Here is a 19408-nt window from a genome sequence, read left to right on the forward strand (position 1 = left end):
GAAAGGCCGGCAATTAGGTGCGGGATTGCCAATCCACTTGACGCTTGAGTACGGAGTCGCTCGACTCGCCCACCAGCTCTTCGTAAACGCCCGGGGCCGTTGCACCCTCGGTACTGATAAGCAACACGCGCGATTGCGCATCGAGCCCGACGTCCGCAGCCAAGCTTGGGGACTGCATCAGTCGGGTCAGGGCAGAGAGACCTGCAACTGCGGACTCACCCGCAACTAACGGAATGTCTTGCTGGCTTCCTTGAGCCAATCGTTTCATCGATGCCACGGCTTCGTGATCCTCAATGGTCATGAAGAAGTCAACGCATGGCCGCAGGAACTGCCAGGCCAGAGGTGAGGTCTCACCGCAGGCCAAGCCTGCCATCACAGAATCCACCGAGCCAGTTGCTTTGGCTGCTTTGCCGGACTTTGCGCTTTGATAAAGGCAGTCCGCTTGCGACGGTTCAACAACGATGATGGTAGGGCGTTGCTCAGCAAAGTGCTCCCACAGGTAACTGGCAATACCCGCTGCCAGGCCCCCCACGCCGCCTTGCAGGAATACATGAGTAAACGGTGGCCTTGGTGTGCTCTGTGCTTGCAAGTCTTCAATGATTTCAGCGGGAATGCTGCCATAGCCTTGCATCACATCCCTGGGGATATCCTGATAGCCCTCGTAGGAAGTATCAGATACGACCAGCCAGCTGTTGCGCTCTGCCAGGCTGGCCGCTTCCTCGACAGATTCGTCGTAGTTGCCGGGAATGCGTACGATCTGTGCGCCATAGGCAGCGATGGCCGTCTCTCGCTCGACGCTGACGTTGGCATGCAGCACGATTACGCAGCGGCAGCCAATACTCTGGGCTGCGGCAGCCAACGCACGTCCGTGGTTGCCATCGGTAGCACTGATGACAGTGAAGTTGGCCAGCTCGGCGGAATGCTTGCCGGCAAACAGGTCGGCAGCGTTGAACTGGCGACCAGCGAAGGTACGCATGATCAGGCGCACCAAAGCAATCGGCGCCCCGAGCGCCTTGAAACTGCCCAGTTGCGAACGCACCGATTCATCTTTCACCCATACCTGGGCCACGCCCAGTTCACTAGCAAGACCTGGCAGGTCATACAGCGGGGTGCCATTGGCATTGATGCTCGACCACTGGCCAAGCCACTGGCGACTTTGGTTGGCACTGGCGATGCTCATGATCCGCTTGAGATCATCAGGGTAGGGTTGACGCGTTACGTTCGGGTTCGCTAACAGCATTTCGGACTCCAATGGCAGGCAAAGTGGGGCTACTGCCGCCGGTAATTACCGGCGAGCACATGTGGGTAGGGGAGATCAGTGGGGCGTGATCAAGCGCCGCTGGACGACATCCAGCAGCACTTCAGCACCTTTGAGCAGTTGGTCATCGTCAGTATGTTCGCGGGGGTTATGGCTGATGCCTCCACGGCTGGGCACAAAGATCATGGCGGCAGGCGCAATGCGGGCAATCATCTGCGCATCGTGGCCTGCGCCCGAAGTCATGCGGCGGTGGCTGAAGCCAAAGCGTCGGGCAGAGTCTTCGATAGCATTTGCCAGGGATGAGTCAAAGGTCACAGGCTGGAATCGCACCAGTTGCTCAGTTTCAATCGACACCCCTTCTTCTTCGCCAATTTCTGCAAGTCGCGCGGCAAGTTGTTGTTCAGCTTTCAGCAGTTTGCTTTCGTCCGGGTCCCTGAGGTCGACAGTGAAGCTGGCACGACGCGGGATAACGTTGATCACATTAGGCTCGAAGGTCATGCAGCCGATAGTCGCGAGGGTGGTAGCGCTGCTTTTGGCAAGGTGCCGCAACTCGGTGGTGATGGCGCAAGCCACATAGCCTGCGTCGTGCCGCATGCGCGTAGGCGTAGTACCAGCATGGTTGGCATTGCCTTTTACGGTCACCTGCTGCCAGGAAATCCCCTGCAAATTTTCCACCACGCCAATCAAAGTGTTTTCAGCCTCCAGAATGGGGCCTTGTTCGATGTGCAACTCCAGGTATTCGTGGGGCACCATGAACCCTGGTTCCAGCTCGCCGGCATAGCCGATTCGTGCAAGCTCGTCACCCAGGCGGCTGCCGTCGGTACCCACGGTGTTCAGGGCGTCTTCAACACTCAAGCCGCCGGCATAGACCAGCGAGCCCATCATGTCCGGTTGGTAGCGCACACCCTCCTCGTTGGTAAAAGCGCCCACGGTGATGGTGCGCGCTGGCAAGACGCCTGCCTCACGGTATGCGCGCTGTACGGCCAGACCAGCCAGCACACCGTAGCAGCCGTCCAGGGCCCCGGCGTTGGTGACCGTGTCGATATGCGAACCCATCATGAAGGGGCGATCGTGTCCGGTGTCGCTTGCGCAGCGGAGCGAACCAAAAATATTGCCGATACGATCAATCTGAATGTCCAGTTCCAGCTCGCGCATCCAGGCCACTACTTGATCGCGGCCCGCTTTTTCCGCATCGCTGAGCGCGATACGCGTCCTGCCGCCGTGGGTCAGGTCAGTACCGATATCGCCCAAGGTCTTGATCTGCTGAAGAAGCTTCGCACCATTCAATTGCAAGCCAGACAAATTGGTCATTTTTATCTCCCCAGTGCGAAGGGCGGATGCCCCGATGTTCGCATTCTTGTTCTGTGGTTAGGTAAAAATGATATTCCATTAGGTGTGTATGAAAGCTTGATTTTGTGCCTGTTCTCGTAGTTTTATTGCGTTTTATCGCTTCAATCTATGGATTCATTTCGAGTTGACCATGAGCCTTGATTCCTTCGACCGTGCCTTGCTGGACGTGGTCCAGCGTGATGCAACAACATCCCAGATCGATCTTGGCGAGCAGGTAAGTCTCTCCTCTGCGGCGGTCAATCGGCGATTGAAGAGATTGGGTAGCGAAGGGGTGATTCAGCGCACAGTAGCGCAGGTGAACCCTGCGAGCCTGGGTTACATGCTGACCGTCATTACCGAGGTTGAGGTTGAGAGTGAGCGGTTGGAGCTGCTGGATGAAATGAAAAGGACTTTCATGTCGTGTCCGCAGGTTCAACAGTGCTACTACGTTGCAGGGGAGTGTGATTTCGTACTGATCATGCTGGTCAGGAACATGGAGCAGTACACGCAGTTGACCAGAGCGCTGTTTTTCCAGAGCAACAACGTCAAACGCTTCAAAACATTGGTTTCAATGAGCAATGTCAAAACCGGGCTCGCGGTGCCGACCGACCTGGAAGATTGAGCGTGGAATGCGACGGGGCCAACTGTCGTTGCCCCCGTGCGGTGCTGCTGAACTTGCTTGCTACCCGTTATCGCTGGGCGAAGGCAACCAGGGCTTCGAGTGTTGAGGACTCAATGGTTTCCTGTTCTGCATTCTCCGCCAGGAAGAGCCAGGTCTCGATCACTGAGTCTGGGTTCAGCGATACGCTGTCGATTCCTTGTTCCATTAACCACTTGGCCAGGTCCGGGTGGTCCGACGGGCCCTGGCCGCAGATGCCGATGTACTTGCCAGCCTTGTTGCAGGCCTGGATCGCGTTGGCCAGCAGCTTCTTCACCGCCGGGTTACGCTCGTCGAACAGGTGAGCAATGATACCGGAATCGCGGTCCAGGCCCAGGGTCAGCTGGGTCAGGTCGTTCGAACCGATGGAGAATCCGTCGAAGTATTCGAGGAATTCCTCGGCCAGGATGGCGTTGGACGGCAGCTCGCACATCATGATCACGCGCAGGCCGTTGTCGCCGCGGGCCAGACCGTTTTCGGCAAGCAGGCCGACGACCTGGCTGGCTTCGCCCAGGGTGCGCACGAACGGCACCATGATCTCGACGTTGGTCAGGCCCATCTCGTTACGCACACGCTTGAGCGCACGGCATTCCAGCTCGAAGCAGTCACGGAACGACTCGCTGATGTAGCGCGAAGCGCCGCGGAAGCCCAGCATCGGGTTTTCTTCTTCCGGCTCGTACAGCTTGCCGCCGATCAGGTTGGCGTACTCGTTGGACTTGAAGTCCGACAGGCGCACGATGACCTTTTTCGGCCAGAAGGCCGCAGCCAGGGTGCTGATGCCCTCGACCAGCTTCTCGACGTAGAAGCCGACCGGGTCGCTGTAGCCGGCGATGCGCTTGTCGACGCTGTCTTTCAGGTCGGGCGGCAGGCCCGCGTAGTTCAGCAGCGCCTTGGGGTGCACGCCGATCATGCGGTTGATGATGAACTCCAGGCGCGCCAGGCCGACACCGGCGTTGGGCAGCTGGGCGAAGTCGAAGGCGCGGTCCGGGTTGCCGACGTTCATCATGATCTTGAACGGCAGGTCGGGCATGGCGTCGACCGAGTTCTGGCGCACGTCGAAGCCCAGTTCGCCTTCGAAGATGAAGCCGGTGTCGCCTTCGGCGCAGGACACGGTCACGCCCTGGCCGTCTTTCAGTACCTGGGTGGCGTTGCCGCAACCGACCACGGCCGGGATGCCCAGCTCACGGGCGATGATCGCCGCGTGGCAGGTACGCCCGCCACGGTTGGTGACGATGGCCGCAGCGCGCTTCATCACCGGTTCCCAGTCCGGGTCGGTCATGTCGGAGACCAGTACGTCGCCGGGCTGGACCTTGTCCATTTCGGACACATCCTTGATCACGCGGACCTTGCCGGCGCCGATACGCTGGCCGATCGCGCGGCCTTCGACCAGCACGGTGCCTTTCTCTTTGAGCAGGTAGCGTTCCATGACGTTGGCGCTGGCGCGGCTCTTCACGGTCTCAGGACGTGCCTGGACGATGTACAGCTTGCCGTCGTCACCGTCCTTGGCCCATTCGATGTCCATCGGGCGCTGGTAGTGCTGCTCGATGATCATGGCCTGCTTGGCCAGCTCGTTGACTTCGGCATCGCTCAGGCAGAAGCGCGCACGCTCGGCACGGTCGACTTCGACGGTCTTGACCGAACGACCGGCCTTGGCCTCGTCGCCGTAGATCATCTTGATCGCCTTGCTGCCCAGGTTGCGGCGCAGGATGGCCGGGCGGCCAGCCTGCAGGGTGTTCTTGTGCACGTAGAATTCGTCAGGGTTGACCGCCCCCTGCACCACGGTTTCGCCCAGGCCGTAAGCACCGGTGATGAACACCACGTCGCGGAAGCCCGACTCGGTGTCGAGGGTGAACATCACGCCGGCAGTGCCGGTTTCCGAACGGACCATGCGCTGCACGCCGGCCGACAGGGCCACCAGCTTGTGGTCGAAGCCCTGGTGCACGCGGTAGGCGATGGCGCGGTCGTTGAACAGCGAGGCGAACACTTCCTTGGCCGCCCGGATCACGTTGTCGACGCCACGGATGTTGAGGAAGGTTTCTTGCTGACCGGCGAAGGACGCGTCCGGCAGGTCTTCGGCGGTGGCCGAGGAACGCACGGCGACGGCCATGTTGTCGTTGCCGGCGGCCATTTCGGCGAAGGCCGTACGGATTTCCGAATCAAGGCGCGCCGGGAACTCGGCTTCCATGACCCACTGGCGGATTTGCGCGCCGGTCTTGGTCAGGGCATTGATGTCGTCGACGTCCAGCGCATCGAGCGCCGCGTGAATGCGGTCGTTCAGCCCGCTCTGTTCGAGAAAATCACGGTACGCCTGAGCCGTAGTGGCAAAGCCGCCCGGCACCGACACGCCAGCACCGGCAAGGTTGCTGATCATCTCGCCCAGGGATGCATTCTTGCCCCCCACATGCTCCACATCATGAACGCCGAGCTTATCGAGGGAAACTACATACTCAACCACGTTTGACTCTCCGGTAATTGTTGCGGGTACAGATGCAGCATTCAGGATTTTTGAAGGTCATTCAGGCAGTGGGGCCCGTACCTTCGAGTGCTGAGTGGATTGGTGCGAAGTCTTGCGCGAGTTCATCAGGCCCAAGCAGATGATCACGACTGCCAATAGCCCGGTCGCGGTGATCTCTGGGCGATACGCAGGAATGAAGAACATGCTGATCAGCGCCCCGCTGATGAACACGATCACCAACCAGGTCAGCCATGGGAACAGCCACATGCGGAACTCCAGAGTCTTGCCGGCAGCCAGCATCTTCTTACGCAGGCACAGTTGGGAAACGGCTATCACGAGATAGACCAGCAATGCCACTGCACCCGAAGTCGAAAGCAGGAACTTGAACACGTTCTCAGGTGCGAAGTAGTTGATAAAGGTCGCCACCACGCCGAGAACAGTGGTACTGGCCACGGCAGCAAACGGCACCTTCGACTGGTTGACGCGCTTCAGGAAGCGTGGGGCATCGCCGCGCTGCGCCAGCGAGTAGAGCATCCGCGACCCGGTGTAGACTTGGGAGTTCATGCAGCTTGCAACGGCCAGCAGAACCACGACGTCGATGATCAGCTTGGCATTAGGAATACGCATGATTTCCAGCGCACGTTGGAAGGACCCCACTTCCGGCAGGCGAGGGTCGTTCCAAGGGACAATGGACAGGATCATCACGATGGAGAGAAGGTAGAAGACGCAGATGCGCCACACTACTGAATTGGTCGCGCGAGTGATCTGTCGAGCTGGATTCTTCGACTCGGCGGCGGCGATGGTAACCACCTCGGCGCCGATGAAGCTGAACATGGTGGTCAGCATCGCCCCGACGATTGCGGCCAGGCCATTAGGCGCGAACCCACCATGCAGCGCCATCAGTTGCCCCATACCGCTGACTTCGCGTTCCGGCAGCAGCCCCATGAGCGCCGCGCAGCACAGGGCAATGAAGCCAATGATGGCGATGATTTTCAACAGTCCGAACCAGAACTCGAACTCGCCGTAACGAGCGACACTGAAGAAGTTGGAGCAAGTCAGGACCAGGATGAGCGCGGAGGCAATCACCCAGGTGTCCAATGCGGGTAACCAAGCGTTGATGATGTTCGCCGCTGCGATGGCTTCCAGTGGAATTGCCAGCACCCAGAACCACCAGTACAGCCAGCCGATGCTGAATCCGGCCCAAGGTCCGATGGCGCGGTCAGCGTAGGTGGAAAAAGATCCTGTATCTGGGGAGGCAACCGCCATTTCACCCAGCATCCGCATCACCAATACGACTAATGCCCCCGTGAGAATGTAAGCCAGGAGTGCAGCAGGGCCTGCTTTAGCGATTGCATGGCCGGAGAAAACAAAAAGACCGGCACCGATCACTCCGGCTATGGACAGCATGGTGACGTGACGCTGCTTCAAGCCGGGTGCAAGTGATGTGTTGGACATGGTTAGACTCAGTAATTGTTTTTGGAACGTTCTAATCCGGAAGTCGCGAGAGCCCAGTACTGAGCAATGCCTCAGCACTCGGTCTTTCAGTCGCGCTGCCCTTAGAAGGGCGATTCGGTGCTCAGCGAAAGCTCAGCAGGATCATGGCCAAGCAGCTCGCATAGCGCCTCAACGATGATCTGGTGATCCTGTCGATCTGGTAGGCCGGAAACGGTGACAGAGCCGATTACTCCGGTGCCTCGCACAATGATTGGGAATCCTCCCCCCACGCTGGCGTAATCAGCTGGGGACAAGAAATAACGCTGAGTGATGTCTTGGTTATCGAGTGCCAGTTGATAGCGAAGTCGATAGGAGCTGCGCAGAAAACGCTGCACGGTGTTGCTCTTTCGTCTGACCCAATCCTGGTTGTCCGCAGTCATCCCTGTGCGGGCAGCGAAAAAGAGTGGGCGGTCAAAGCGGCGTATGTCGATTACCAGCGGCCACGACTGAGCTGCCGCCTGTTGGTATAGAAAGGTGCCAAGCTCCCACGCACGCTCTTCGTCGAAGCTTGGAAATTGAAGGGTTTCTTCCTGGCGAATCAACACTGCCAGCTCGTCTTTCAAACTCATATCAATCTCCCTCTACTGGCCTGATGTCAGCCAGCGCTCTACCGATCTCTACAGCATGTACCTGATCAATTGGTGAGTTAAATCCATATTTTCTTACGTATAGGTATAGTTTTTCTGCCCTATGCATTTCGCCTAGGGGCAATTTTCTGTCCCTCGTCAGCGGCTTTAAGAGGATCGTTGAACGGATGCCTAAGGCTCTTGACAGCTCCTAGCATAATTTTTATTTTGAGTGCAGTCATGCACACAAAGTCGCATGCACCAACGTGTCGTACCTTTCTGCCAAAAAAACAATGATTTTCAGTGAGGTTCAAAATGTCCCGTTCCGTTTCCGCTCCTCTGAAGGCAATCTTTGTCGCTGTCAGCATGTGCAGCGCGCTAATCGCTCAATCAGCCCAAGCTGCTGAGACCTCCCTCTGGCAGGACGTTCAGAAAGCCGGCGTACTACGTTGCGGCGCAGCGGTGGCGGCGCCTTACGTCATGCGTGACGCCAAGAGCGGTGACTACAGCGGATATTTCGTGGACCTATGCCGCGACTTCGGCGAGAAAGTGCTCAAGGTCAAGGTCACGTTCGTTGATACGAACTGGGATAACCTTGTGGCTGGGCTTCAAAGCAGCAAATGGGACCTGGCCATGGCGCTGAACCAAACGCCGGAGCGCGCTCTGGCGGTCGCCTTCACGGTGCCGGCAACTGACTATCAGGTGTCGTTGCTGGTGAACAAGGCGAACCCCAAGCTGGCGGATGTAAAGGACGACATTGCTACGTTGGACAAGCCAGAGATCACATTCGCGGTGATGTCGGGAACCGCACAGGACAAGGCAATTACGTCGGTAATCCGCAACGGCAAGATCATGCGTTTGCCGGGGATGGATGAAGCTCGCCTGGCCGTCATGTCCAAGCGTGCAGATGTCCTGGTTGATGCAAGCGACACCAACCATCTCTTCGCACTCGCCAACCCAGACTGGACACGGGAGATCCTCCCAAAACCAGCCTTAGCCAAACAAGGCGTTTCGTTCGGCGTGCGCCGTGACATTTCTCCCGCTGACCTAGAGGTGCTCAACATCTACCTGCGTCAGCGTCGTGATACGGGCGAGATCCAACAGTTGGTCGATAAGGCCTCTACAGAGGCAAACGCTGCCAAATAATTTTATGGAAAGCCGCTGGTTCGTTCACGACCTAGCGGCTTTTTATCAACCTCGACAAAGGAAGGTGAGCACTCATGAGTGACGCGATACGACCCTTAGGTGGGCAGACTGTGCTGGTAACCGGGGCCTCTGGTGGCATCGGTGCTGCCATTGTTGAGCGACTGGCAGCTGAAGGTGCCCGGCCTGTAATTCACTACAGTCGTGATGAAAAAGGTGCACTGGATCTCTTGAGCCGAATCGGTGGCAACGGCTGGGTTGTTCAGGGGGATCTAAGCGATGAATCCGGTCCTGAACGTCTCTGGCAAGCAGCTCTAGATGTGTGTGGTGGCAGAATCCACGGGTTGGTTAACAATGCGGGTATCCGCACCGAGATACCTCTCGATGCACCGTCCTCGAAGTGGCGCGAAGCTTGGCGGCGGGAGTTTCAGGTCAACTTCTTCGCTGCTGCGGATCTGTGTCGTGAGGCTGTTGCGCATTACCGTGCCCAGGGTGGGGGGCGTATTATCAATATGGCTAGCCGCGCGGCCCAGCGCGGTTATGCCGCTGACGCACTGCCATATGGTTCAAGCAAGGCAGCGTTGATCAACCTAACCAAATCTCTCGCTCGCAGCGTTGCCGGCGATGGTGTCGTGGCGGTGGCCATTTCTCCAGGGTGGGTGCGCACGGACATGGCTGAGCAGTTCATAGCCCAGCATGGAGAAGCTGCGGCAGTCTCCGATATTCCCGTCGGCCGAATGGCCAGCCCGGCAGAGATTGCTGAATTGGTTGCGTTCACACTCCGTCCGACTCAAGCGTCGCTGAACGGCGCTACCCTTGATGTGAACGGTGGAAGCTACATCCGTTAACTGCACGGGCTAATAGAGGTTACAAGGGCGGGTAGCACATGTCCTCACGGCTGTTACCCGCTTTGAGTGCGTCGAAGGCTGATGCCTTTTCCCCAATACGTTTTGATTTCATAGCCTGATGCCATCGACTTCAGGGTTTTACGCAGATAGTTGAGTTGCACTTCGATTATTTTTGTGCCGGGATCAAATTCATATCCCCATACTTCTTTAAGAATTACCTTTCTGCTGACTATGCATTCTGCATTTTGCGCAAGTAGATGCATAAGTCTAAATGGCGTGGCCTTGAGCCGGTAATAAGTCCCTTCGGAATGAATCTCATTATTGAGGGCATTCAATATTAGATATTTACCGTTTCTCGGATTTTTTACATCTGTTCCAACGTAAAGATTCGGACAATAGCTCACAGTCAAACCATGCAAATTGGACGCCTGGGAGGGGATTCTATGATGTATGCAGTGCTGAGTGCAACGGACCAAATGGTTAATTACTGATCAATGTCGCACCGCAGCGGAGCCGTATTGCGCTTATTTACTCGCTAATCGCCGGCCAATCGTATGAAACAAGTGCTGGTGCACGACGATGTGTGCCGGCGTACTCTTGAGCCCCGCAGCATGTGATTCTGGCAACGATCAATGATCTCCAGTGTTACACCTAGCTCCTGCATCATTGTCGCGCCAGTTCGACGCAAATCATGCGGAGTCCATTCACCCTTAGTCCCTTGGCCTAGCACCAAAGAATCGTCATGATGGCGGCCGGATAGAGGCTTGCTACGATTCTTGAAGCAGCATTGCCGATCCCCGATCAGCTTACTGACTGTTTTAGTATCGACATGACCGCTTTCATCCTTGCTGGGGAAGCAGAAAGAGGTGTGACCGGTTTCTTGCCAAAGACGTGTGAACTGGTTCCGTGCGAATGTTGATAGGAATATATGGTGATCCTGCCGTTTGCCTTTGTGTCCTTTAGTGGCTTCCGCAGGAATAAACCAGGTACCTTTATCCAGATCAACATATCGCCATTCGGATTTCAGCAGTTCGCCAATGCGGCAGAGCGTACTGAGACAAATCCAGACAGCGCATTGCACTCGAGGATTTACAGGTCGGATACCGGAGTATTTTTGGCCAACGGGCAGGGCGTCGTACTCACGCGCTAGTTGTACGAAAATCTGATGCAGCTCTTGGATTTCGCCAATGCTGAGAAGGCGGTCGCGCTGCTCCTGGTAGTTATGATCAAGCAGTTTGTTGACATCAACCAGGTCGGCGGGGTTTCCGTCGATCATCAGCGTACGCCACGGCTTACGTTTTTCGGCCCATCGCAGCATCTGACCGATGTCCTTGCTGAGGATCACGACGGTACGGTTTAAACCACGAGACTTGACCGAGCGCAGCACGCCGAGCAGGTCTTTTTCGGTGATGGTGCGCAGCGGCTTATCCCCAATAGCCGGTAAAGCGGCATCGGCTTCCTATGATTGGACTGATGCATAGCTGATACCCTCGCACCAGTGCGATCAAGATCGAATTAGGCAGTTGCCTCATATCACCCTCCGGGCAGAAGGGCGCAATTTGGAGCCTTCAGGCGTGTCCTCAATGCTAAAGCCGGCTGCCATTAGCTCATCACGCAAAGCGTCTGCTTTAGCAAAGTCTCGCGACGCGCGCGCCTGATCCCTCGCGTCCAATAGGGGTTGAAGATGATGCTGACGACGTCGCGTTTGACCGACGTCGGCAGGTGCGGTCAATGCGCTGAGGGCTGTTTCAGGATCCTGCTGAAGGATGCCTAGTAGGGCGGCAGAATTGATCAGCTTCGCTTTGCTCAGTGCTTTATCTTCATGAGTGGCGGCGGTGTCGAGTTCCGATCGCAGCACATGAATACGGGCGATTGCTTCGGTTACGCACAAGTCATTCTTCAGCGCCTCAAGCACTTTTTCATCTGGCCTGACGCCGGGGGTGGGAATGACCGATTTGGCTTTTGAAAGCGAGCAGTAGAGTCGGCTCAACGTTTGGACCGCGCTTTGCAAACGCTGGGCATTCCAATCCATCGGACGACGATAATGTGTGGAGAGCAAAGCGAAGCGAACAGCTTCGCCAGGGGCATGGGCTAGGAGGTCTCGGACTAGCAGAACGTTTCCTAATGACTTGGACATCTTCTGCCCATCTACCGTGACGAAGCTGTTATGCACCCAGGTTCGGCAGTACAGAGTGCCGTTTGCACAGGCTCCCTGAGCGATCTCATTTTCGTGATGAGGAAAAATGAGGTCTTGGCCTCCGCCATGAATATCGATTGTATGCCCGAGGTGGCGCCCGATCATCGCGGTGCACTCCACATGCCAGCCGGGCCGACCTCTACCCCACGGACTTGCCCAACCAGGCAGTTCGGGTGTGGATGGTTTCCACAGCACGAAGTCGAGCGGGCTGAGCTTGTAGGGTGCAACCTCCACACGAGCACCGGCCATCATGTCCTTAGGGGAGCGGCCTGATAACTCACCGTATGCAGGGTAGGAGGGCACGTGGAAAAGCACGTGCTCTTGCTCAACATACGCATGACCGCGTTCGACAAGTCGCTGGATCAGACTAATGATCTCTGGGATATGATGCGTTACGCACGGTTCAAGATCGGGCGGGGCGATTCCAAGAGCTTCCATGTCCTCATGGTAGGCATCGATGAATCGAGTCGTAATGTCCGCGATAGGGCATCCTGACGCGATCGCTGCCGCATTGATCTTGTCGTCCACATCTGTGAAATTACGGGCGTATATCACCTCTTTGAATTCTTGTCGCAGCAGCCTGGCGAGGATGTCGAAAACCACCGCGGGCCTGGCATTTCCGATATGGGCGTAGTTGTAGACGGTCGGGCCGCATACATACATGTTCACGCGGTCGGGCTGTTCCGTGCGCAGCGCTTCTTTCTGACGGGTGAGCGTGTTGTGTAGGAAAATGGCCGACGTCATACGCTGATGCCTTCGATATGTGCCGCCTTATCCTTGAAAGCTCGGAACGTCATTTCGATCATTTCACGAGTAACGTCTTGGGTAATGAAGACCAAGCGAGACCTTCTGTCTTCGTTCGGCCATGCCGGCAGTGGAGCAGGTTGATGGAAGATGTGTTGGACGCCGTGCAGAGCGGCGGGGGTGTCAAATCCTTCAAGATTGATGATGCCTTTAACCCGGAGAATCCTGTTTCCGAGCACGGTCATAAGAACCTCTAGCCAACACTCAAGAGCCAGCTCACTGATGGGATTGTCGATGGTGAAGCAGAACGCACGAATTCGGTCGTCATGTCGGTTCACGTCGTACTGCGGAGCGCGCAGGCCGGCAGAGAACAGGCCTCGATTCATGCTGTCCTGTGGCTGGAGCGCGATCTGGAATTTCGGTGTTTCTCCCGTCTTGTAGGATTTCTCATTTAGCCAGCGCCCTACGTCAGGCAACTTGCCCTCATAGCTGAACAGTCCAAGATCTAGGATCTTCTGAGCCTGCAACTCGCCATTCAGGATTTCCCAGCGAGGAGCTGCTGGATTGATGTCAGAAATCCGTTCAAGAAGCTCAGCCCGAGCTTCCAGACTCATCAGGTCGCCTTTGGTGAGAAGCAGAACGTCGGCCATGGCCGCTTGTTTGATCGCTTCCGGATGGCGATCGAGTGTGGCCATGCCCGTGGCCAGGTCAACCGTCGCAACTACTCCATCCAACCGGTACTTTGGTGCAACGTGCTCGTGTGTCATCAGGGTATGGATTATTGGCGCAGGATCCGCTAAACCGGTGGTTTCGATAAGGACGCGATCAAACTGACGCTGCCCCTCTCTCGTAAACCGCCAGGTGATGTCTCGCAAAGTCTGCACGAGGTCAACGCGAATCGTGCAGCAAACGCAGCCGCTGCCCATTTCCATGACGATGTTGTCCTGGCTATGGGTGACCAATAGATGGTCTAAGGCCATCTCGCCAAACTCGTTGATGATAATCAGCGTGTTGGCGAATTCCGGTTGCCCTACTAGCTGATTCAACAACGTAGTTTTGCCGCTGCCCAGAAATCCTGTGAGTAGCGTAACGGGGATGAGTGAAGTGCTTGGCTTATTCATAAGCTTGCCCTGGACCGAATGGAGCAGACCATGCAGCAGCGTCGTGTGGATGCAGACTCTCCAAATGTCGTACATGCACTTGAGGATTCTGATGTCGTGCGAGTGCCGCTCGGATGCGGCGTGCGGCGTCTTCCACGAACATTAGGTTCTGACCATTCAGCGCCGCGAACGCCTGCTCATCCGCCCTTTTGACTGCTGTCTGAACGGGAGTGCCCAAGGCGGCCTCTACTGCGTCAATCAGAGCTAAAAGTCCGAGGGCCGAGCTATCTCCGTCGATGGAAATTCGAACGCACGCTTCGCTACGCTGACTGTGCGGTGTGGCTAACGAGGCATTCGCCCGCAACCAGTCCGCGACGGTCGCCGGATCAACTAGCTGCTGGTTTGAAAACGTTTCCCGGAAACGCGCCTCGATCAGTTGCCGTGAGAGTGCTGCGGAACAAGGGCAAGTCGAGGAATACCCGATCGTGCACTCAACGCTCAGCGCAAAGTCACCATCCACCAGCGAAGCATTCAACCGTACTGGATATGATTTCCATCCTGATAAGCCCTCCGTGATGAGGGCTGGTCGACGCACGAGCAGATCGAAATCAAGTAATAGCCTTGCGCTACGAGTGTCGCAATCATGATGGCTATCCACCATGCTGCTGAGCAGTGCACGAATACTCGTAGGTGAAACGTCTCCGTCATTCCCCCAGCCGTCCAGCAGCCGATATAGGCGGGACATGTGTATTCCCTTGACCTGAGGTGCCGGCAAATCCACCTGTACATCGGCCTTAGCGTGTAGCTCGCGGTGGTAGCCCGGCTCGTCAATAACGATCGGTAGGTCGATGCCTTGCATTCCGACCCATTCAAGCGGGGCGAGCAATGGGGCACGGTCAGTGACGGATACGTCGGGTAGTACTGCACTCATTTTGTATGTCCGCGGGTGTTCGGCCTTCCTGGTCATAGGAGGGCGGTGTCAATTCAGTTCCAGCCAGGAAAGGGGTTGCTCAGCTTCATCCAGCCTTTGGGTCCCAAGGCCATTTCTTCTTCTGAAAGAAGGCAAGCGTCAAAGCTCGCGCGCAGTGAGGCCTCGTCCATGCCCATCCCAATGATGACGAGTTCCTGTCGCGCATCGCCGACGTCCTGGTCCCATTTAGCTCGAATTTGCTCGACAGTCTCAGGGTCTGCTGGCCAGCGATCTTCAGGAATTGCCGCCCACCAGTAACCCGCTGGGCCATGTCTTGCGACTGCACCGGCCTGAGACCAGTTACCGGCCATGGCCGGCTCGCTTGCGAGCCAGAAGTACCCTTTGGAGCGGACGACTCCCGGCCATTCGCTTTCGACAAGCGCGTAGAAACGCTCAGGGTGGAAGGGACGGCGGGCTCTGTAGACGAAGCTTTGTATTCCGTACTCATCGGTTTCGGGCGTATGAGTTCCACGCATTTCTTGCATCCAGCCCGGCGCTTTGGACGCTTCATCAAAATCGAAAAGGCCTGTGTCCAAAACACGACCCAGCGGCACTTTACCGAACTCTGAGATCTCGATCTTTGCACGGGGATTGAGGGCCCCCAGGATCGCGATCAGTTGAGTGCGCTCCTCTTCACCGATCAGATCGACCTTGTTGAGCACGATTACGTCGCAAAACTCTATCTGCTCAACCAGAAGATCCACCACAGTGCGAACGTCTTCATCACCCAGGGACTCGCCACGTGCCTGCAAGTTGTCGCGCGAGCTGTAGTCTCGAAGAAAATTGAACGCATCGACGACGGTGACCATGGTATCGAGTCGGGCCAGTTCGCCGAGACTGCGCCCATCTTCACCTTCAAAGGTGAAGGTTTCAGCCACTGGTAGCGGCTCGGAGATGCCGGTCGACTCGATGACAAGCTGGTCGAACCGACCTTCTTTGGCGAGCCGGCCTACCTCAATCAAAAGGTCTTCTCGAAGGGTGCAGCAAATGCACCCATTGCTCATTTCGACCAGCTTTTCGTCCGTACGCGAGAGTTCAGCACCGCCGTCTCGAACCAGCGCTGCATCAATGTTTACGTCGCTCATGTCGTTGACGATTACAGCAACGCGTCGGTCTTCGCGATTGTTCAAAATGTGGTTGAGCAGTGTGGTTTTGCCTGCCCCTAAAAATCCGGACAAGACGGTAACGGGAAGCTTCTGCGCTTCTCTCAAGGTTGATATCGGGGCTGTCATTGGGTTCTCACGGTAGAAAATGGCGTAACGGCCTATGGGTCGACGCTGTACTTTGATGGGTGCTCAAGCTCGCAACAGAGGCAGCACTGCCCACGCAGCTCGATGATCGAGCTGCCTAGAGAGAAAACGTTCTGCTTCAACCAGTTGCCTAAATACCTATTGAGCGAAGGCACTACGAACTCATCGACCCGTCCACACGAATCGCAGATTGCGAACGCTTTCACACCGCCATCGAGGGAGGTGGGAGGGTCACATTTCACGTATGCATTGAGGGATTCCAGGCGATGAACAAGGCCATTCTTGGCTAGGTAGCCGAGGGCTCGGTAGATCTGCATGGGGGCCTTGAAGCCTTCGTCTTTCAAGCACTCAAGGATTTTGTAAGCACTCATTGGCGTGCCTGATTGCTGAAGGGTAGCCAGAACTCGTTGCTGGTTAGAGGTCAGTCGCATGGAGGCTCCTGATGGAACATGAAACTTCAGCCCAAGCATTTATAATAGTGATGTTATAACGTAACATTTGGTCGAGCGCCAGAGCTTTATCGGGATTGCACGCTAGGGCCTCGCTCGATTGGTCGCACTGGGGCGCCGCGCTGGAGCCTGGCTGAAGGGTTAACGAACGTATCGGTGGTTCATGGACAGGCGTAGCTTGTTGAAATTTCTATTGGCTGGTTTGGCTCTGCCGACACCTCTCGCTGCGAATGCAGCTCAGGCGGTACGACGGGTCAGCGTTAGTAAGGCGGCTGGTGCTACTAGACTATTGCTGGATCTAAGCGGGCCTGTGATCGCGAACAGTTTCAGTCTGGACTCACCACCACGGTTGGTAATTGATCTTCAGCAAGCTGTTCTTGAGGCGCCGCTCACAGGCATAGTGCTTGACGGCACACCCGTACGCGCGATCCGAAGTGGAAAAACCCCTACAGGAGATCTCAGGCTCGTATTGGATCTTTCCAAATCCGGCATCCGCGGAGAGCTTCGCCCCTCGTCGGCCGGTGCCCACAGGCTGGAACTCAGCTTGACTGATCCGTCTTTCGTGGCGGCCACATCGCAAGCTCAGCCCCGAGATCAAGACACAATCACAAAGGGGAAACCTAACCGGGATTTGTTGGTGGTGATTGACGCAGGTCACGGTGGGAAGGATCCAGGGGCGGTGGGTGCCAAAGGGGAGCAGGAAAAAATTGTGGCCTTACAGATCGCGACATTGCTGGCCAAGAGAATCAATGGTCAGAAGGGGTACAAGTCGCGGCTGGTGCGTTCCAGCGACATCTTTATCCCTTTACGCAAACGCGCAGAGCTGGCTCAGCGCTTGAACGCTGATTTGTTCATTTCTGTGCATGCGGACGCTGCTCCTAGGCTCACCGCTTCTGGCGCCTCAGTCTTTGCTCTTTCGCAGGGTGGAGCCACCTCTTCCATGGCGCGCTGGATGGCTGAGCGAGAAAATGGTGCTGATTCAGTTGGGGGTGGGTTAGCTGTGAAGCTTCATAAGGACGATCCGATGGTGGCTGGAGTGCTGCTCGACATGTCGATGAATGCAACCATTTCAAACAGCTTGGATCTGGGGCATCAAGTGCTTTCTCGGTTGGGCAAAATATCAAGTTTGCATCAGTCCAAGGTCGAGCAGGCCGGATTTGCGGTGCTCAAGTCTGCTGCAATCCCCTCGATACTTGTAGAAACAGGATTTATCTCCAACGCAGGGGATTGCCGGCGACTTCATGATGCTCAGCATCAACGTAAAGTTGCCGACGCGATTTTTGCGGGCGTGGACCGATATTTTCGTCAGCAGCCACCGCCAGGCAGTCTAATTGCTGCTCAAGCAATGGCGGGGAAAGCCTGAAGTGGGCGAGTAGGCTAGATGCGCCGGCGGGCCTATCAGCGTGCCGGCGCCTTTCCGCTGATGTCTATCCGCGCTTCAGTCGCGCGGCAGCCTCAATGGCGAAGTAGGTCAGGACTCCGCTACAGCCGGCCCGTTTAAATGCCAAGAGAGATTCCAGAATGACGGTGTCCGCGTCTAGCCATCCGTTGTTGATGGCGCCCTTGATCATCGAGTACTCACCGCTGACCTGATAAGCGAACGTCGGAACGTTAAATGTCGAAGTAACGCGCTGGATGATGTCGAGGTAGGGCATGCCGGGCTTAACCATGATCATGTCTGCGCCTTCCTGAAGATCCAGAGCCACCTCGCGAAGTGCTTCATGGCTGTTGGCTGGATCCATTTGGTAGGTGCGTTTATCGCCTTTCAATGCCCCAGATGATCCAAGCGCATCTCTAAAAGGTCCATAGAATCCGGAAGCGTATTTTGCCGCATAAGACATAAGGCGAACGTCAGCGAATCCAGCAAGGTCGAGGGCAGCTCGCAGCTTTCCAATGCGTCCGTCCATCATGTCCGAGGGCGCAAGCGTGTCAATTCCCGCTTGCGCCAAGACCACCGCCTGCTGGGCCAGGATTTCGAGGCTTTCATCATTGGCAACTATGCCGTCGCGCAGCATCCCGTCGTGACCGTGGGTTGTATATGGATCAAGGGCAACGTCGCCGATTAGCCCGAGCGAGGGGTAGGTGGCTTTGAGCAAGCGCGCAGCAGTGCATACGAGGTTGTCGGGATTCGTTGCTTCACTTCCCTCACTGTCCTTGCGATCCGATGCGATCGCTGGGAAAAGCGCGATAGCTGGAATGCCTAGGTCCACCGCCCGTCCTACATGTTCGATCAATGCGTCCAGCGTTACGCGCTCCTGACCCGGCATAGAGTCAATAGCCTCGCTTTTCTTTGACCCTTCTTTCAGAAAGATTGGCCAAATCAGATCGTTCGCGGACAGCATGTTTTCGGCGACGAGCCGGCGCGTCCAGTCATCTGCGCGGTTGCGACGCATGCGTAGTGCTGGATAGCTTCCGAGAGTTGAAAACTGGTTCATAAACTTCGCAGTCAAATGTGGTTGGGTGAGGATCGGGTTCGCCCCTGAAGGTCGAACCTGGACTGATTCAGGCTTCGATAGACGAGTGATGGCCAGTGATCAACCACTCATCAAGGATTCGCTCGAACGTAAACAGGAAGCGCGCCGGTACTACTCGCTGCTCGCCGCCGTCTCGATAAACGAATGTGTAGAGTCCTCCAACGACGACAGTTCCGAGCTTGCGGCTGACGCGTTTTTTGAACACCTGGATGTCGCAAACGAGGCCGTCATTTGCCAAGAAATTTTCGAAGTAGTTGCGGCGGCTGTCATTGCAATCGCGGACCTGGTTGGACAGGGTTGGTACCAAAATGGCATCCGGGGCGTAGAGTTCTAGGACTTTGTCCACATCCCTGGTAGCAACGGTTGCAGCCCACCGGTAGAGCGCAGCTTTAGCTCCAGCTAGGCAGGCTATCTCAGTGTCGGCGTAGGGTTCGGCGGTGGTGTGCACAGCAAGGGCATCGTTCATAGACGCT

At 56.4% G+C, this 19408-nt stretch carries 17 protein-coding genes and 1 pseudogene; 4 read left to right on the top strand and 14 right to left on the bottom strand.

Annotated elements, in window-relative coordinates:
* Positions 1 to 13: 13 nt before the first annotated feature.
* Positions 14 to 1240 (bottom strand): diaminopropionate ammonia-lyase, encoded by a 1227-nt coding sequence (locus tag ACZ6YA_RS02320; RefSeq protein ID WP_465895148.1) that lies wholly within the window; start codon positions 1238 to 1240, stop codon positions 14 to 16.
* Between the two features lie 75 nt (positions 1241 to 1315).
* Positions 1316 to 2569, bottom strand: a complete 1254-nt coding sequence (locus tag ACZ6YA_RS02325; protein ID WP_465895149.1) for an allantoate amidohydrolase — start codon at positions 2567 to 2569, stop codon at positions 1316 to 1318.
* Between the two features lie 169 nt (positions 2570 to 2738).
* Here ACZ6YA_RS02325 and ACZ6YA_RS02330 point away from each other — a divergent pair, with 169 nt between their 5' ends.
* Positions 2739 to 3209 (top strand): Lrp/AsnC family transcriptional regulator, encoded by a 471-nt coding sequence (locus tag ACZ6YA_RS02330; protein WP_465895150.1) that lies wholly within the window; start codon positions 2739 to 2741, stop codon positions 3207 to 3209.
* 67 nt (positions 3210 to 3276) lie between these two features.
* On the opposite strand, the gene ppsA is transcribed toward ACZ6YA_RS02330, so the two are convergent.
* The 3 genes from ppsA to ACZ6YA_RS02345 form a co-directional block, all read right to left on the bottom strand.
* Complete coding sequence (gene ppsA, locus ACZ6YA_RS02335; protein WP_465895151.1) at positions 3277 to 5700, bottom strand: phosphoenolpyruvate synthase; 2424 nt, start codon at positions 5698 to 5700, stop codon at positions 3277 to 3279.
* Positions 5701 to 5757: 57 nt separating this feature from the next.
* Complete coding sequence (gabP, locus tag ACZ6YA_RS02340) at positions 5758 to 7155, bottom strand: GABA permease (protein ID WP_465895152.1); 1398 nt, start codon at positions 7153 to 7155, stop codon at positions 5758 to 5760.
* 101 nt (positions 7156 to 7256) lie between these two features.
* A complete protein-coding gene (locus ACZ6YA_RS02345) occupies positions 7257 to 7763 on the bottom strand; it encodes a heme-degrading domain-containing protein (RefSeq protein ID WP_400794559.1) in 507 nt (168 codons plus the stop codon).
* A gap of 312 nt (positions 7764 to 8075) precedes the next feature.
* Between ACZ6YA_RS02345 and ACZ6YA_RS02350 the strand changes: the two genes are divergently transcribed.
* Both ACZ6YA_RS02350 and ACZ6YA_RS02355 read left to right on the top strand, forming a co-directional pair.
* On the top strand, positions 8076 to 8906 hold the full coding sequence (locus tag ACZ6YA_RS02350; protein ID WP_400794560.1) for a transporter substrate-binding domain-containing protein: 831 nt from the start codon (positions 8076 to 8078) through the stop codon (positions 8904 to 8906).
* Between the two features lie 74 nt (positions 8907 to 8980).
* The gene (locus ACZ6YA_RS02355; RefSeq protein WP_465895153.1) at positions 8981 to 9751 is read left to right on the top strand and encodes an SDR family NAD(P)-dependent oxidoreductase; all 771 of its coding nucleotides are present in this window, start codon (positions 8981 to 8983) and stop codon (positions 9749 to 9751) included.
* Positions 9752 to 9804: 53 nt separating this feature from the next.
* On the opposite strand, the gene ACZ6YA_RS02360 is transcribed toward ACZ6YA_RS02355, so the two are convergent.
* From ACZ6YA_RS02360 to ACZ6YA_RS02390, 7 genes and pseudogenes are all read right to left on the bottom strand, one after another.
* Positions 9805 to 10170, bottom strand: coding sequence for a winged helix-turn-helix domain-containing protein (locus ACZ6YA_RS02360; RefSeq protein ID WP_465895154.1), 366 nt, complete (start codon positions 10168 to 10170; stop codon positions 9805 to 9807).
* A 164-nt stretch (positions 10171 to 10334) separates the two neighbouring features.
* A pseudogene (locus ACZ6YA_RS02365) lies at positions 10335 to 11195 on the bottom strand (tyrosine-type recombinase/integrase); the annotation flags it as partial.
* A gap of 84 nt (positions 11196 to 11279) precedes the next feature.
* Positions 11280 to 12692: a cysteine--tRNA ligase gene (gene cysS, locus ACZ6YA_RS02370; RefSeq protein WP_465895155.1), complete on the bottom strand. Its 1413-nt coding sequence runs from the start codon at positions 12690 to 12692 to the stop codon at positions 11280 to 11282.
* The gene (locus ACZ6YA_RS02375; protein WP_465895156.1) at positions 12689 to 13813 is read right to left on the bottom strand and encodes a CobW family GTP-binding protein; all 1125 of its coding nucleotides are present in this window, start codon (positions 13811 to 13813) and stop codon (positions 12689 to 12691) included. The genes cysS and ACZ6YA_RS02375 overlap by 4 nt, the downstream gene beginning before the upstream one ends.
* Positions 13806 to 14723 carry a GTP cyclohydrolase FolE2 gene (gene folE2, locus ACZ6YA_RS02380; protein WP_465895157.1) on the bottom strand — a complete coding sequence of 306 codons (918 nt, stop codon included), beginning with the start codon at positions 14721 to 14723 and terminating at the stop codon, positions 13806 to 13808. Before folE2 ends, ACZ6YA_RS02375 begins: the two co-directional genes overlap by 8 nt.
* Before the next feature lie 53 nt (positions 14724 to 14776).
* On the bottom strand, positions 14777 to 15994 hold the full coding sequence (gene zigA, locus ACZ6YA_RS02385; RefSeq protein ID WP_465895158.1) for a zinc metallochaperone GTPase ZigA: 1218 nt from the start codon (positions 15992 to 15994) through the stop codon (positions 14777 to 14779).
* A gap of 32 nt (positions 15995 to 16026) precedes the next feature.
* The gene (locus tag ACZ6YA_RS02390) at positions 16027 to 16443 is read right to left on the bottom strand and encodes a Fur family transcriptional regulator (protein ID WP_465895160.1); all 417 of its coding nucleotides are present in this window, start codon (positions 16441 to 16443) and stop codon (positions 16027 to 16029) included.
* Positions 16444 to 16624: 181 nt separating this feature from the next.
* Between ACZ6YA_RS02390 and ACZ6YA_RS02395 the strand changes: the two genes are divergently transcribed.
* On the top strand, positions 16625 to 17824 hold the full coding sequence (locus ACZ6YA_RS02395; RefSeq protein WP_465895161.1) for an N-acetylmuramoyl-L-alanine amidase: 1200 nt from the start codon (positions 16625 to 16627) through the stop codon (positions 17822 to 17824).
* A gap of 64 nt (positions 17825 to 17888) precedes the next feature.
* Here ACZ6YA_RS02395 and hemB read toward each other — a convergent pair whose 3' ends face one another.
* Both hemB and ACZ6YA_RS02405 read right to left on the bottom strand, forming a co-directional pair.
* A complete protein-coding gene (gene hemB, locus ACZ6YA_RS02400; protein ID WP_465895162.1) occupies positions 17889 to 18896 on the bottom strand; it encodes a porphobilinogen synthase in 1008 nt (335 codons plus the stop codon).
* 67 nt (positions 18897 to 18963) lie between these two features.
* On the bottom strand, positions 18964 to 19401 hold the full coding sequence (locus ACZ6YA_RS02405; RefSeq protein ID WP_465895163.1) for a DUF4440 domain-containing protein: 438 nt from the start codon (positions 19399 to 19401) through the stop codon (positions 18964 to 18966).
* Positions 19402 to 19408: the final 7 nt, after the last annotated feature.

Source organism: Pseudomonas sp. NPDC090752, assembly GCF_055584805.1.